The organism is Methylococcus sp. ANG (assembly GCF_040730495.1).
GTDB lineage: Bacteria > Pseudomonadota > Gammaproteobacteria > Methylococcales > Methylococcaceae > Methylococcus.
Map to the genome: position 1 here is coordinate 4,062,380 of NZ_CP160399.1, position 14,307 is coordinate 4,076,686.

Here is a 14,307-nt window from a genome sequence, read left to right on the forward strand (position 1 = left end):
ATTCATACGGTATATCTTTTAGCTGATTTTTACCCTTGGGGAAATTTGGTTTTCGCGGCCGTAAGCGCGGAGAATGGAACTAATCGTCAAGTCCTGGTGCCAAAAAGATGTCATGGGGTGCGCCAAATGGGGAAATGGCATCCTGGATGGGTCAAAATACGGAAGACAAGAAAGAAGTTGAGTTGGTCAGATTTGCAGCTCGTTGTCCAATTGAGGAGATGACAAAAATGAAGAAGCTAATACGCTATATGCGCTTGGCGGTCCCCGCCTTGTGCCTGCTGTCGCTGGCGGTTCCGCCGGCGGAAGCCAAGAAGACGGACGACAAGTACAACCGCTATATTACGTTCCAGAACGATTTTCCATTCACGGTCTATCCTGTCATTCAAGTCCCCGCCGACATCTGTGATGGGAAGGAAGCCACGGGAGATAGGCGGATCATCATTAATTATGATGCGAAGATGGAAGGGCTGCCAACCGGCAAGAAAATCACCGTCTGGATTCCGCGCGACCAAAAACAGGTGATTGTCGACGGGAAGACGGTCGACAAGAACTGCTGGTATCAGAGCGGGCGTGTCTATATTTTCCCAGTGGCTCTAAAAACGTACGAGGACAATATAGTAAAATTGGACCCCTTACAGACTAAAGTCATCACGAAATATGACGACCCGACGCATCCGTCAGAAGCCGTCGACTGTTATAAGGGCGACAATAACGCCGAAGGCGACGCCGTCAAGGGCGACTGTAAAACCGGTGTGTCCGGTGCCAGCTATTCCGTCGATGCGCCCGCGCAACTGGCCGAATTCACCTTCGACGCGGACAATGCCACGGATCAAAACATGGATACCGGCGATCCGATGGCGGATATCGACGTGTCCATGGTCGACGAATTGTACATTCCTGTGGCCGGCTCCGTCGCCAATCATGGCGCTACGGGCTACATGGGTGGCTCCGCCTCGACCGTCAACCCAAATGGAGTCAACGACCTGACTCAATTCAAGAAGCGGATCGACGGCTTCCTGACCGATCCGGACGGCCGTGGTGGAAGGAAAAAGGTATGGCCCGTATTCGCAGCTTATACGAGCCAGTATTTTAATTCTCAGAATAAGGAAATAAATACCTTCAGCGACCTGTTGCCGAAGGAATTGGGAAAGAGCGGTGGTAACACCATCATCCCGCACTTTCCTGGGGGTTATAATAGTATCGACATGACGTTGACACGAGGCCCTTCGACGAATTACTACACGGGGACTAACTATGTTACCGATAAAGGGCCACTGATTACTGGCGTGCAGTACGACGAGAAAACGCAAAAGCCGAGCAATGCGCTGGTGCAGCCCTATATCGACCGTTGGATGTTCTGGGTAAAAGACAAGGACAACCCCGCATTTTGCGCGGACAAGGCACGGTTGGACAAATTGAAATGGCCTGATCATGTCTGCAAATACGACAGCAAGAAGGCCATTCAGAGCTGCACTTTCAAACATCAGTATTTCTGCGAGAAATTCCAGGAAAGCGTGAAAGTCGTTTGGGATCATTTCACCAATGACCCCGTCGATGGATTTAATCCAAATCAAGCGAAGGTCTGGGAGAAGTGTGGGTTTCCAAAAGCGCCATACCCTACGGATGAGAATACCAAGAACTTTTGTATCATCCAGCAAATCGTAGGCTATGATTCGAAAGTGTTGGGAGGAGACCTGCCGGGGCGCGTGCAGGCGCTTCTGCGCGGCGTCGCCTTTGAAGGAAATGATCCGTACGATCCTAACCATCCCAGCGTGCCCAAGGCGGACGTACAGCAGTGGCAGTTCGATCCGTTCCTCACCTTCGCCGCGCCGTACGATAGCCAGTTCAACCTCAATCCCTATACCCGGCTGGTGCACGACAGCGGAAAGGACGGCTTAGGATCGGTGTCCTATTCGTTCTCGATCGACGACAAATACGGCAACTTCCGTGACGCGGCGTCGGGATTCACCGTCGATGCTGGCGGAGTCACCGCACTGGAGAACAAGCGGCCTTACGACCCTTACCAGCAGTACACCGTGACCTGGGGGTATAACCGGGATCAGTTCAGCCTGGCTTGGCTGGATACCGGAACCAGCATCGAGGGCATAAAGGCCAAGCTGGAGCAGATCGCCGAAAATCACGGCAAACGACCGTTCCTGCTCAGGCAGGGCGACAAGCTGGCCGTGCTGGGGCACGACAGCAGCGGCGCCTGGCATCTGACCAATCCGCTGACCACGAAATCCGATCTGGAAGCCCTGGCGGCCCAGGAAATGGAGAACAGCAGGGGCAAGAGCCACACGTTTCAGGATCTGATCGATCGCGTCTTCCTCAAAAAGCCGGCGGACGTCTTCCCCGCGCAGGCGCTGAACGTCGATGCTGTCGTTGAACAGGCGATCGGTGTGCTGAACTTCGATGTGGATACGGGTTGGCCCGCCGGTGAAGCCAGGTTGTACGATCAGATCGCACTGAAGAAAGCCGATGTTCCGCAAGCCAACAACTGGGTAAGCCTGACGACCTGCGGTCATCAGGTCCCGATCCGAGGTCCCGGAGCTCAGACGCTTCCCTTGAAGTTCGATGCGACAAAAGGCTATTTGCCGTGCGAAATCCTGGCAAAGGATAAATTCGGCGACGAACTGAAGCTGAGCATGGCACCCGAAAAGAAGACCGGTGTCGTCGATATTTACACCGGGTCGAAGGTGACGGACTGGACCACGCTGTGGGGTTTCCGGACCGGAAAGAAGCATACCGGCGCTCCCCCGGTGACTTCTGACCTGAATGCAAAGGACCTGCAATATTGCATCGATAAGTCCAGCCCTTATTTCAGCGTTTCCGGTTTTTGCAACAATGTAAGAACCTGTCTTGAAAAACAAAACGTAGTAAAGTCAATGGTCCCTGGACCTGACGAGCGAAGCCATTGAGTTATCCGAGTGATTTGAAAGAGCACGAATGGGCGCGGATAGAGCGCTACTTTCAGCCCAATGATCGGCGAGGCAGCGGGTGTAAGCATTCGCGAAAACGCATCGTCGATGCCATTCTGTACTTGGTGAAAACGGGTGCCCAGTGGCGGCAGTTGCCCAACGACTTTCCTCCGTGGAAAACGGTGTACGACCATTTCAGCCGCTGGAACAAAAACGGCGTTTGGGAACGCGCGCTGGACGACTTGAATCGGCAACGGCGAAAAAAAACGGCAGAGCGCCCTGTCCCCGCTACGGCATCATTGATTCGCAAAGCGTCAAAACCCAGTACGACAGCGAAGAGCGTGGCATCGACGGCGGCAAAAAAGTGAAAGGCCGCAAACGCCATATCGTGGTCGATGTCTTGGGCAATCTGTTGCACGTCCAGGTTCATGCCGCCAACCTTCACGATACGGTGGGGGCTTGCGAGGTGCTGCGTCGAGCCGCGGAAAAGCATCCCGGTCTACAGGCCTTTTCCGGCGACGCCGGGTATCGCGGCACCGCCGTTCGGTTTGTCGACGAGACCTTGGGGTTGACGCTGCATATTTCCGAGAAGATCAAAGATGGCTTCGCAGTCCTGCCCAAGCGCTGGGTGGTCGAGCGCACCTTCGCTTGGCTCGGGTCGTTCCGCCGACTCGCCAAGGATGTCGAAATCCTCACCGCCACTGCCGAAAACATGATTCGCATCGCCATGCTCAAGCTGACTCTTGCTAAATGTGCTTAAACTTTTACCAGACAGGTTCTAAGTCGACTGACGAGCCGCTACTCGGGGCGCGGGTCGGCGGCGCACCATCCGTCGGTACTACTGGCCCTGCTGGTTTATGGTTATGCCACCGGGGTGTTCTCCAGCCGCAAGATTGAGCGGGCCACCTACGATTCGGTGGCCTTCCGCTTTCTGTCGGCGGAAACCCATCCCGATCATGACACCCTGGCCCACTTTCGCAAGACCTTTCTGGGGGAGCTGGAGGACCTGTTCGTTCAGGTCTTGAGCCTGGCGCAGGCGATGAAGCTGGTGAGGCTCGGGCAGATTTCCCTGGACGGGACCAAGATTAAGGCCAACGCCTCCAAGCACAAGGCCTTGTCTCATGGCCACATCGAGAAGTTGGAAGCGCAGTTGCGGGAGGAGGTGCAGGCCTTGTTGCAGAAGGCGGCGGAGGCCGACGGGGCGGAGGAGCCGGACGGCATCGACCTGCCAGAGGAGTTGGCGCGGCGGCAGGATCGGCTGAAGGCCCTGGCGGAGGCGAAGGCCAAGATCGTGGAGCGGGTCGCGGAGCGCGATGCCCGGGCGCAGCAGGACTATGAAGCCAAGGTAGCCCGTCGCGAAGGCCAGCGGCAGGCGGGCAAGAAGCCACGTGGGCAGGAGCCGAAGCCGCCGGAAACCGGGCCGAAGGCCAGCGACCAGATCAATCTGACCGACGAGGAATCCCGCATCATGCCGAGCCACGCGGGTTTCCTCCAGGGCTATAACAGCCAGGCTGCGGTGGATGTGGAGACGATGTTGATCGTCGCCACCACCGTCAGTCAGCAGACCAACGACAAGCAGCAGGTCGAACCGATGCTGGCCGAGATCGAGAAGCTGCCGGAAGCCTGGGGAAGCCCGAAGCCCTGCTGGCCGACACGGGCTACTTCAGCGCCGGCAACGTGCACGCCTGCTGCGAACAGCAGATCGAACCGCTGATCGCGATGGGACGGGACAGCCATCACGTGCCGCTGGCGGAACGCCTGGCTCCGGATGCCCCGGAACCGGAAACCACCGATCCCGTGGAGAAGATGGCCTGGAAACTCAAAACGAAGGCAGGGAAGGCCCGCTACGCCAAGCGCAAATCCACGGTGGAGCCGGTGTTCGGCATCATCAAACAGGTCTTGGGATTCCGCCAGTTCTCTCTGCGCGGCTTGGAGGCAGTGGCCGGAGAATGGAAGCTGGTGGCGATGGCGTTCAATCTGAGGCGGATGCACGTGTTGGCGGCAGCGTGACAGGCTTCACGTAAAAACCAAGCGTTACACACCAATAGCGCCGCCATGGGGGAGGCGGGGCACATCTTGGTCTAGTTATCGACGCGAAACGCTGGTGACTACCCCGCCAATGCCCCCGAAAAATTCTCGATTCCAAGAATCCCGACCCGAGTAAATCCATAGTCCGACAGACTCCTAGTGCCGGGCGGAAAGTGACAGACCTGGATCACCATCCCCAGTTCGTCGGCCAGTTGCTGCAGCTCAACCTTCCAGAGCCGCACACGATAGCCGTTACTGCCGCCGCAGTCGGCGGTGATCAGCAGGCGACGCGCGGCCGGATAGAGTGGCTGGCCCATCTCGCGCCACCACCGGCGGATACTCTCAACCGCAAATGCCGCCGTGTCGTGGGTGATCCCAACACTGACCCAGCCCTGGTTGGCGCCCACGTCATACACGCCATAGGGCGCGACTTTACCCAGTTGCGGATCGATGAAGTCGTAGACGCGTACGCCCTCCGGCCGACCTTTCGGCTGCCATTCGCGCCCGCCATTCTTGAAGTCCCCGACCAGTTCTTTCTTTTTGGTATCAACCGAGACCACCGGATCGCCCGCCGCCTGATACTGCGCCGCCGTCGCGGCAATGTGGCTGAACTGCGCATCACGATCGGCCTGCTGACCCCCTTCGTGAATCTTCCGGGTCGCTTGCAGACTGTAGTCCAACTGCGCCAGCAAATCACACACGGTGCGCTGGCTCACCTGATGACCTTGGGCCACCAATTCCTTGGCCAAACGCGGCGTACTCTTGCAGGTCCAACGCAACGGCGACTGCGGGTCCCCACGCGTCGTCGGTTCGACCAACGCATCCAGGTCGCGCAACAGCGTTGGGTCTTTGGCCGTCAGCTTCTTGCGCCCACCACCCTTGGCCCGAACACGGCCCATCCTCGCCGTGACTGGCTCGCCACCGGATGGCGCCATAGCGAGCTCGCGCAGACCGGCATAGATCGTCGTGCGCGACAAACCCACCGCGCTCGCTACGGTACTGACGCCCCCATGGCCGAGGGTAAGCGCCTCAACCGCTGCCCACAACCGCAGCGTTGCTTCGTCCAGACGGCCGGAAAGCGCCAGAAATTTTTCCTCAATCACCTTGGTGGCGTCCATGCACAAAGCGTAGGCACAGACCGCTCACTGTTCAAGTTATTTCTGCTAGGCTCCTAAGCGCTGAGCTTGGAAGTCGCCAGCGTTCGGTGGAGAACATTCGGCGATTCCCACGAGAGGGACCGCAGTGGTGGTTGCCGGAAAATGAGCCGGCCCTGAGCTTCCGCGACGGGACGTTCGTCCAGGTTCCCTTGGAATGTCGGTTAGCAGGCGAGTTTGGTCTGTCCTGTCCCATGCGAGTGCTGCCCGAAACATGACTGTATCGAGGCAAGAATAGACACGCAAAGGGATGGTGAATTCGGTGGAGCCGATTTACGGCCCCACCTGTGGGCTCAAAAACTCGACAAGCCGACGAAGTTGTAGCCGGCATCCACATAGAGAATCTCGCCGGTGATGCCGGAGGCGAGGTCCGAGCAGAGGAAGGCGGCGGCGTTGCCGACTTCTTCGATGGTGACGTTCCTGCGCAGCGGGGAGGCCTGTTCGGCTTTCGCCAGCATTTCCCGGAAGTTGGCGATGCCGGAGGCGGCCAGCGTCCGGATGGCGCCGGCGGAGACGGCGTTCACCCGGGTGCCTTCCGGTCCCAGGGAATAGGCCAGGTAGCGGACGTTGGCTTCCAGACTGGCCTTGGCGACGCCCATGACGTTGTAGTTGGGGACGGCGCGTTCGGCGCCCAGGTACGACAGGGTAAGTAACGAGCCGTTGCGGCCGGCCATCATCGCCCGGCCGGCCTTGGCCAGGGCGGCGAAGCTGTAGGAGCTGACGTCGTGGGCGATGCGGAAGTTCTCGCGGGTGACGGAGTCGATGTAGGAGCCTTCCAAGGCTTCGCGGGGGGCGAAGGCCACCGAGTGGACGATGCAGTCGAGGCCGTCCCAGTGCTTGCCTAGATCGGCGAACAACTGCTCGATTTCGGCGTCATCGGAAACGTCGCAAGGCAGGACGATGGAGGAGCCGCATTCGGCGGCCAGCTTTTCCACGCGTTCCTTGAGCTTCTCATTCTGGTAGGTGAAAGCGATCTCCGCGCCCTGCGCCTTCATCGCTTCGGCGATGCCCCAGGCGATCGAACGGTTGCTGGCGACGCCGACGATGAGTACGCGCTTGTCTTGCATGAAGCCCATGGGGATGCTCCTTCGGGATGGGGTTCTTGGAAAGGCGCAGAGTATCGCCAAGGGTCCAAGGGCTGTCCAGCGCTATCGTGTCCGCAGGGTTCGCGTATAATTGCCCACCTTTTTCATGGGCTCGGACTGTGAGTATCGGATCGAACCAACTCGGGCTTTACCTGACGCTGTTCGCGGCCTTGGGGCTGGGGGGCTGCGAGGGGCCGCTCAACAGCCCATACCCGGCGGCCGATGCCGAGCGCAACATCCTGTATTCCTCGTTTTCGGAGCGCCCCAAGCACCTCGACCCGGTGCGTGCCTACAGCTCCGACGAAAGTCTCATCATCGGCCAGATTTACGAGCCGCTGCTGCAGTACCACTACCTCAAGCGCCCTTATGCCCTGGAGCCGGCGACCGCCGAGGCTTTGCCGGAGATCCGCTATCTCGACGCCAGCGGCAAGGTGCTGCCGCCCGGCGCGCCGGATTCGGCCATCGCCTACAGCGAGTACGACTTCCGCCTGAAACGCGGCATCCGTTTCCAGCCGCATCCGGCCTTCGCCCGCGGCGCGGGGGGAGAGTATCTCTATCACCATCTGAACTCCGAGCAGCTCGCCGGCATCCGGACCTTGGCGGATTTCCCCGAAACCGGCACGCGCGAGCTGACGGCGGATGACTACGCCTATCAGATCAGGCGTCTGCTGCATCCGGCGCTGCATTCGCCGATCGCCGAGTTGATGAAGGAGCACATCGTCGGCTTCAAGACGTTGGGCGATACCCTGGAGCGCGACTATTTCGCGGCAGCCAAGGGGCGCTTCTTCGATCTGCGGCGGTATGCCCTGGAAGGCGTCCAGGTTCCCGACCCGCACCGGCTGATCATCCGTCTGAACGGCAAGTACCCGCAGTTCCGCTTCTGGTTGGCGATGACCTTCTTCGCCCCGATGCCCTGGGAGGTCGACGCCTTCTATGCCCAGCCTGGGCTGATCGAGAAGAACATCACCCTGGACTGGTATCCAGTGGGGTCGGGTCCTTATCTGCTGGCGGAGAACAACCCCAACCGCCGCATGGTGCTGGAGCGCAATCCGTACTTCCACGAGGACCGTTATCCGGCGGAGGGCGATCTCGAGGACGGGCCGAACGGTCTGCTGGCCGATGCGGGCAGGCTGCTGCCGCTGGTCGACCGGCTGGTGATGAACCTGGAGAAGGAAACGATCCCCTATTGGAACAAATTCCTGCAGGGCTATTACGATTATTCCGGCATCGCTTCGGACAACTTCGACCAGGCCGTGCAGTTCGGTAGCTCGGGCGGTCCGGAACTGACGCCGGAAATGCTGGAGAAGGGCATCCGGCTGGAGACTTCCGTGGCGGCTTCCGATTACTACCTGGGATTCAACCTGCGCGACCCCGTGGTCGGCGGGCTGGACGAGGCGCATTGCAAGCTGCGCCGGGCGCTCAGCATCGCCATGGATTACGAGGAATTCATCTCGATCTTCATGAACGGCCGGGGGGTGCCGGCTCAGGGCGTGCTGCCACCCGGCATCTACGGCTACCAGGAAGGCGAGAAGGGGATCAATCCTTACGTCTACGACTGGGTGGACGGGGCGCCCCAGCGCAAAAGCGTCGAAACCGCCCGCCGTCTGCTCGCCGAGGCGGGCTATCCCAACGGCGTCGACGCCGCGACCGGCAAGCCCCTGGTGCTGTATCTCGATCTTTCCACCCATGGGGCGGACGACAAGCCGCTGCTGGCCTGGTACCGCAAGCAACTGGAGAAGCTCGGCGTGCAGCTGGTGTTCCGTGCCACCGACTACAACCAGTTCCAGCAGAAGATGGCGGCGGGCAATGCCCAGATCTACCAGTGGGGCTGGAATGCCGATTACCCCGATCCGGAGAACTTCTTCTTCCTGCTGTACGGGCGCAACGCCAAGGTGCCGAACGGCGGCGAAAATGCCTCGAACTATGTCAGCGAGGAATTCGACCGGCTGTTCGAGCGGATGCGCAACCTGGACGACGGTCCGGAACGTCTGGCGCTGATCGAGGCCCTGCAGGAAAAGGTCCGGCACGATGCCCCTTGGATCTTCGGGCTGCATCCCAAGGGGTTCTCGCTGCATCATGCCTGGTACGGCAACCTCAAGCCCAACCTGATGGCCAACAACAAGCTCAAGTACATGAAGATCGACGCCTGGCAGCGCGCGGCCCGCCGCGCCGAGTGGAACCGGCCGGTCTGGTGGCCGCTGCTGGGGGGGCTTACGCTGCTGCTGGCCGCTGTCATTCCGGCCTACCGCAGTTATCGCCGGCGGCAGAGGGCCTCGGCGCTATGACGGCGTATCTCATCCGCCGCACGCTGTACGCGCTGCCCTTGCTGCTCGGGGTCAACGTCCTCACCTTCGTGCTGTTCTTCGTGGTCAACAGCCCCGACGACATGGCGCGCATGCATCTGGGCCAGAAGCACGTGACCCAGGAGGCGATCGAAAAATGGAAGCACGAACGCGGCTACGATCTGCCGCAGCTCTGGAACGGCGGGGCCGAAGGTACGGCCAAACTGACCGAAACCATCTTCTTTCAGAAATCGGTGGGGCTGTTCCTGTTCCGCTTCGGCCGCTCCGACAACGGGCGCGACATCGGCGCGGACATCGCCCAGCGGGCCTGGCCTTCGCTGGCCTTCGCCGTGCCCGCCCTGATCTTCGGACTCCTGGTCCACATCACGCTGGCGGTGGGGCTCGTGTTCTTCCGCCTGACCTACCTGGAATTCTGGGGCGTCGCGGTGTGCGTGGCGCTGCTTTCGATTTCCTCGCTGTTCTACATCATCGGTGGCCAGTTCGTATTGGGCAAGCTCCTGCTGCTGGTGCCGATCTCCGGCTATGACGGCGGCTGGAACGCCGTCAAGTTCCTGGTCCTGCCGGTGCTCATCAGCGTGGTGGCGGGCATCGGTCCCGGCGTGCGCTGGTATCGCACGCTGTTCCTGGAGGAGGTCGAACGCGACTATGTCCGCACCGCCCGCGCCAAGGGGCTCTCGGAAACCCTGGTGCTGTTCACCCACGTTCTGCGAAACGCGCTGATCCCGATCCTCACCGGCGTCGTGGTCATCCTGCCTTCGCTGTTCATCGGCAGCCTCATCACCGAATCGTTCTTCGCCATTCCGGGCCTGGGCAGCTACACCATCGACGCCATCGCCCAGCAGGATTTCGCCATCGTCCGCGCCATGGTGTTCCTGGGCTCGGCGCTGTACATCTTGGGATTGGTGCTGACCGACATTTCCTACACCCTGGCCGACCCGCGCGTGCGCCTCGACTGATGCTGACCCTGTTCTGGACCGACGCCTTATTTCTGCTGCTGCTCGCCATGCTGGGTGGGCTGATCTGGCAGACCCGTCACCATGAGCATCTGCGCCGGCCGTGGCGCAAGGTCGCCCGCAGCCGCAGCGCGATGATTTCCGCGGTGATCCTGGTGGCCTATCTCTTCATCGCCGTGCTCGATTCGATTCATTTCCTTCCGCGCGACGGAGGGGGCGGAGCCCAGTACAAAACCGAGCCGGTCAGCGTGCTGGACTGGTGTTTGACGCCGTTGCGGACACGGGTCGAGAAGACCTATTCGGCGCCGCTGGCGGTCCGGGGCTATGCCAGGGAAAGCCTGCGCCTGGCCGACGGCAGTACGCGCTGGGACTATCCGCGCCTCAAGTTCGGCGGCGCCCATTTGAAGGATCCTGCACGGGGTCGGTTGGGAGACGTGCTGCGGACCGGTTTCAAGGGAGCGGCCGGGGGAATGGGCCTGGGCGCGATTCTGTGCTTCGGGGCAGTGCTGCTGATCGCAAGAGCGCGGGAGCTGCCGCTGTCCCTGGTCGGCGGCGAGGTGCTGTCGGGCCAGAGCGAGATCCCCTGGCGCGCCATCCTGGGCACCGTCGTCGCGCTGTGCGTCGTCGGCGGGGTGCTGGGCGAACTGGCACTCAAATACCACGTGTTCGGCACCGACAAGGTGGGCGAGGACGTGCTCTACCAGGCACTCAAGAGCATCCGCACCGGCATCCTGATCGGCACCCTCACCACCTTCGTGACCCTGCCGCTCTCACTGTTGCTCGGCATACTCGCCGGCTATTTCCGCGGCTGGGTCGACGACCTGATCCAGTACGTCTATACCACCCTGAACTCGATTCCCAGCGTATTGCTGATCGCGGCGGTGATCCTGCTCACCCAGGTCTACATGGCCAAGCACGAGGAGGAATTCGCCAGCCTGGCGCTGCGCGCCGATCTGCGCCTGATGTTTCTGTGCCTGATCCTCGGGATCACGAGCTGGACCGGGCTGTGCCGGCTGCTGCGCGGCGAGACCCTCAAGCTGCGCGAGATGGAATACGTCCAAGCCGCGCAAGCGCTGGGCGTGCGGCGGGGGACGATCCTGCTGCGCCACGTTTTTCCCAACGTGTTCCACATCGTGCTGATCTCGGTGGCGCTCGATTTCAGCTCGCTGGTGCTGGCCGAGGCCGTGTTGTCCTATGTCAACATCGGTGTCGACCCGACCACCGATTCCTGGGGCAACATGATCAACAGCGCCCGCCTGGAAATGGCCCGCGAGCCGCCGGTGTGGTGGTCGCTCACCGCCGCCTTCGCCTTCATGTTCGCCCTGGTGCTGGCGGCCAATCTGTTCGCCGACGCGGTGCGCGATGCTTTCGATCCGCGCCGTGCCGACTAAAGGAGTCTTGGTGTACCGAACCCTGATCCATACCGCCCGCCTTGCCGATGCCGAGGCCGCGAGCATCCTGGCGGCGATCCCCGGCCGTCTCGAACCGCGGGATACCCACTGGCTGCTGCGCCACGAGCGGCCGGCGGAACGTGAAGCCGCCGAGGCGCTGCGGGCATCGCTCCGCCTGGACGTCAATCCGCTGCCGCAGGGCTTCGACGGCGCCGCCGTCGGCTTGCTGGTCACCGACATGGATTCCACCCTGATCGCCATCGAATGCATCGACGAAATCGCCGACCGCGCCGGCCAGCGCCAGGCGGTGGCGGCGATCACCGAAGCCGCGATGAACGGCGAGCTGGACTTCGCCCAGTCCTTGCAGCGGCGGGTCGCGCTGCTGGAAGGGCTGCCAGTCTCGGTGCTGGAAGCGGTCTACGACGAGAAGGTCGGGCTGAATCCGGGGGCGGAGGCGCTGGTCGCCGCTTGCCGCCGGCGCGGCGTCCGCATCGCCCTGGTCTCGGGCGGCTTCGACTTCTTCGTCGACCGGCTGAAGGACGGGCTCGGTCTGGACTTCGCCCTCGCCAACCGGCTGGAATCGCGCGGCGGCTTCCTGACCGGCCGCATCGAAGGGCCGATCTGCGGTGGGGCGGAGAAGGCCGGCTTTCTCCTCAGCCTGTGCGGGCGGCTGGGGCTTGCCCCGGCGGCCTCCATCGGCCTGGGCGACGGGGCCAACGACGCCCGGCTGCTCGGCGTCGCGGGATTGGGCGTCGGCTACCATCCCAAACCGGCGCTGCGGGCTGTCGCCGACGCGGTGATCGAATACGCCGACCTGGCCGCCGTCGCCGATTTTCTGGAGGACACGCGATGAGCGGCCCGCTGCTGCAGGTCGAGAACCTCAAGGCCGGCTTCGTCCAGGGCGGGCAGATGACCAAGGCCGTCGGCGGCGTGTCCTTCGCCATCGAACGGGGCGAAACCTTCGCTCTGGTCGGCGAATCCGGTTCCGGTAAGTCGGTGACGGCGCTCTCCGTGCTGCGCCTGTTGCCGCAGAACGGACGGATTCTCGACGGCAAGGTGACCCTCAAGGGCCGCAACCTGTTCGCCCTGCCCGAGATGGCGATGAGCTCGGTGCGGGGCAGGCGTATCGGTATCGTCTTCCAGGACCCGCAGAGCTCGCTCAATCCGGTCATGAGCATCGGCCAGCAGGTCGGCGAAGTGCTGCGGCTGCACAAACGGCTCAACGGCGGCGCGCTGAAAGCCAGGGTGATCGAACTGCTCGGTCTGGTCGGTCTGCCTCGGCCCGACCGGCATTTCGGCGAATATCCGCACCAGCTTTCCGGCGGCATGCGCCAGCGCGTGATGATCGCCATTGCTTTGGCGGGCGAGCCGGACCTCCTGATCGCCGACGAGCCGACCACGGCGCTGGACGTGACCGTGCAGGCGCAGATCCTCGAACTGCTCAAGCGCCTGCAGCGGGAGACCGGCATGGCGCTGTGGCTCATCACCCACGATCTCGGCATCGTGCACGACCTGGCCGACCGCATCGCGGTGATGCGCAACGGCCTGATCGTCGAGGAGGCCGGCCGTGACGATTTCTTCCGGCAGCCCCGGCATCCCTACAGCCGTCAGTTGCTCGAAGCCCTGCCCAGGCTGAGCCATTGCATCGGGCGTGAACCGGTGGCGGACGGCCGTCCGCTGCTCGAAGTCCGCGACTTCAAGGTGCACTATCCCGTCCGCAAGGGCCTGTTCCAGCGCGTGGTCGACCATGTGCGGGCCGTGGACCGCGTGTCGTTCCGGCTCCAGCCGGGCGAAACGCTGGCGCTGGTGGGCGAATCCGGCTGCGGCAAGACCACCCTGGGCAAGGGCATCCTCAACCTGATCGAGACCTCCGGCGGGAAGGTGGAATTCGACGGTACCGACATCACGGCTGCTGGCGGCGAGCAGCGCCGGGCGCTGTGCCGGGCCATGCAGATCGTGTTTCAGGACCCTTATGCCGCGATGAATCCCCGCATGATCGTGGGCGACATCATCGAAGAAGGGATGAAGGCGGTGAAGCCGGAGATGAGCGCCGGGCAGCGCCGGGCGCGGGTGGAATCCCTGCTGGAATCGGTCGGCCTGAGCCCGGAAAGCCGGTTGCGCTACCCGCACGAATTCTCCGGCGGCCAGCGCCAGCGCATCTGTATTGCCAGAGCGCTGGCGGTCGAACCGCGCCTCATCGTTTGCGACGAGCCGACCAGCGCGCTGGACGTCTCGGTCCAGGTGCAGATTTTGGCCCTGCTCAAGGAACTCCGGGAGAGGGAGAAGCTCAGTTATCTCTTCATCACCCACGATCTCGGCGTGGTCGCCGACATCGCTCACCGGGTCGCCGTCATGTACCGCGGCCAAATCGTCGAAACCGGCCCGACCGAACAGGTGCTGCTGCGGCCAGAGCATCCGTACACCCGGTCCTTGCTCGACGCATTGCCGGGGCTGCGCAAAGCCTCGTAAACCTGC

9 protein-coding genes and 3 pseudogenes are annotated in these 14,307 nt (G+C 61.9%); 10 read left to right on the forward strand and 2 right to left on the reverse strand.

Annotation, left to right across the window (positions count from 1 at the left end):
- Window positions 1-227: 227 nt before the first annotated feature.
- From ABZN20_RS19715 to ABZN20_RS19735, 5 genes and pseudogenes are all read left to right on the forward strand, one after another.
- Window positions 228-2,918, forward strand: coding sequence for a hypothetical protein (locus tag ABZN20_RS19715; protein WP_367026360.1), 2,691 nt, complete (start codon window positions 228-230; stop codon window positions 2,916-2,918).
- Between the two features lie 14 nt (window positions 2,919-2,932).
- Window positions 2,933-3,091, forward strand: a pseudogene (locus tag ABZN20_RS19720) (transposase); the annotation flags it as partial.
- Window positions 3,091-3,678 (forward strand): IS5 family transposase, encoded by a 588-nt coding sequence (locus ABZN20_RS19725; protein ID WP_367025145.1) that lies wholly within the window; start codon window positions 3,091-3,093, stop codon window positions 3,676-3,678. The pseudogene ABZN20_RS19720 and the gene ABZN20_RS19725, both read left to right, overlap by 1 nt.
- Window positions 3,679-3,768: 90 nt before the next feature.
- A complete protein-coding gene (locus ABZN20_RS19730) occupies window positions 3,769-4,632 on the forward strand; it encodes a transposase (protein WP_367027591.1) in 864 nt (287 codons plus the stop codon).
- A pseudogene (locus tag ABZN20_RS19735) lies at window positions 4,533-4,928 on the forward strand (transposase); the annotation flags it as partial. The gene ABZN20_RS19730 and the pseudogene ABZN20_RS19735, both read left to right, overlap by 100 nt.
- Window positions 4,929-5,104: 176 nt before the next feature.
- Here ABZN20_RS19735 and ABZN20_RS19740 read toward each other — a convergent pair.
- Together ABZN20_RS19740 and ABZN20_RS19745 are read right to left on the reverse strand one after the other, a co-directional pair.
- A pseudogene (locus ABZN20_RS19740) lies at window positions 5,105-6,064 on the reverse strand (ISAzo13 family transposase); the annotation flags it as partial.
- Window positions 6,065-6,393: 329 nt separating this feature from the next.
- Entirely contained in the window at window positions 6,394-7,176 is a 783-nt protein-coding gene (locus ABZN20_RS19745) for an enoyl-ACP reductase FabI (RefSeq protein ID WP_218806091.1), read from the reverse strand.
- A 128-nt stretch (window positions 7,177-7,304) separates the two neighbouring features.
- Here ABZN20_RS19745 and ABZN20_RS19750 point away from each other — a divergent pair, with 128 nt between their 5' ends.
- Genes ABZN20_RS19750 through ABZN20_RS19770 form a run of 5 tightly spaced genes read left to right on the forward strand, consistent with a single transcriptional unit; the run spans window position 7,305 to window position 14,301 of the window.
- On the forward strand, window positions 7,305-9,470 hold the full coding sequence (locus tag ABZN20_RS19750; RefSeq protein WP_218806092.1) for an ABC transporter substrate-binding protein: 2,166 nt from the start codon (window positions 7,305-7,307) through the stop codon (window positions 9,468-9,470).
- On the forward strand, window positions 9,467-10,444 hold the full coding sequence (locus ABZN20_RS19755; RefSeq protein WP_218806093.1) for an ABC transporter permease: 978 nt from the start codon (window positions 9,467-9,469) through the stop codon (window positions 10,442-10,444). Before ABZN20_RS19750 ends, ABZN20_RS19755 begins: the two co-directional genes overlap by 4 nt.
- Window positions 10,444-11,832, forward strand: a complete 1,389-nt coding sequence (locus ABZN20_RS19760) for an ABC transporter permease (RefSeq protein WP_367026361.1) — start codon at window positions 10,444-10,446, stop codon at window positions 11,830-11,832. Before ABZN20_RS19755 ends, ABZN20_RS19760 begins: the two co-directional genes overlap by 1 nt.
- A gap of 10 nt (window positions 11,833-11,842) precedes the next feature.
- Window positions 11,843-12,685, forward strand: a complete 843-nt coding sequence (serB, locus tag ABZN20_RS19765) for a phosphoserine phosphatase SerB (RefSeq protein WP_367026362.1) — start codon at window positions 11,843-11,845, stop codon at window positions 12,683-12,685.
- Window positions 12,682-14,301, forward strand: a complete 1,620-nt coding sequence (locus tag ABZN20_RS19770; protein ID WP_367026363.1) for an ABC transporter ATP-binding protein — start codon at window positions 12,682-12,684, stop codon at window positions 14,299-14,301. Before serB ends, ABZN20_RS19770 begins: the two co-directional genes overlap by 4 nt.
- Window positions 14,302-14,307 lie beyond the last annotated feature (6 nt).

Coding starts and splice junctions, on each gene's coding strand:
- ABZN20_RS19715 (WP_367026360.1), top strand. CDS start 228: ATGAAGAAGCTAATACGCTATATGCGCTTGGCGGTCCCCGCCTTGTGC.
- ABZN20_RS19745 (WP_218806091.1), bottom strand. CDS start 7,176: ATGGGCTTCATGCAAGACAAGCGCGTACTCATCGTCGGCGTCGCCAGC.
- ABZN20_RS19755 (WP_218806093.1), top strand. CDS start 9,467: ATGACGGCGTATCTCATCCGCCGCACGCTGTACGCGCTGCCCTTGCTG.
- ABZN20_RS19760 (WP_367026361.1), top strand. CDS start 10,444: ATGCTGACCCTGTTCTGGACCGACGCCTTATTTCTGCTGCTGCTCGCC.
- ABZN20_RS19770 (WP_367026363.1), top strand. CDS start 12,682: ATGAGCGGCCCGCTGCTGCAGGTCGAGAACCTCAAGGCCGGCTTCGTC.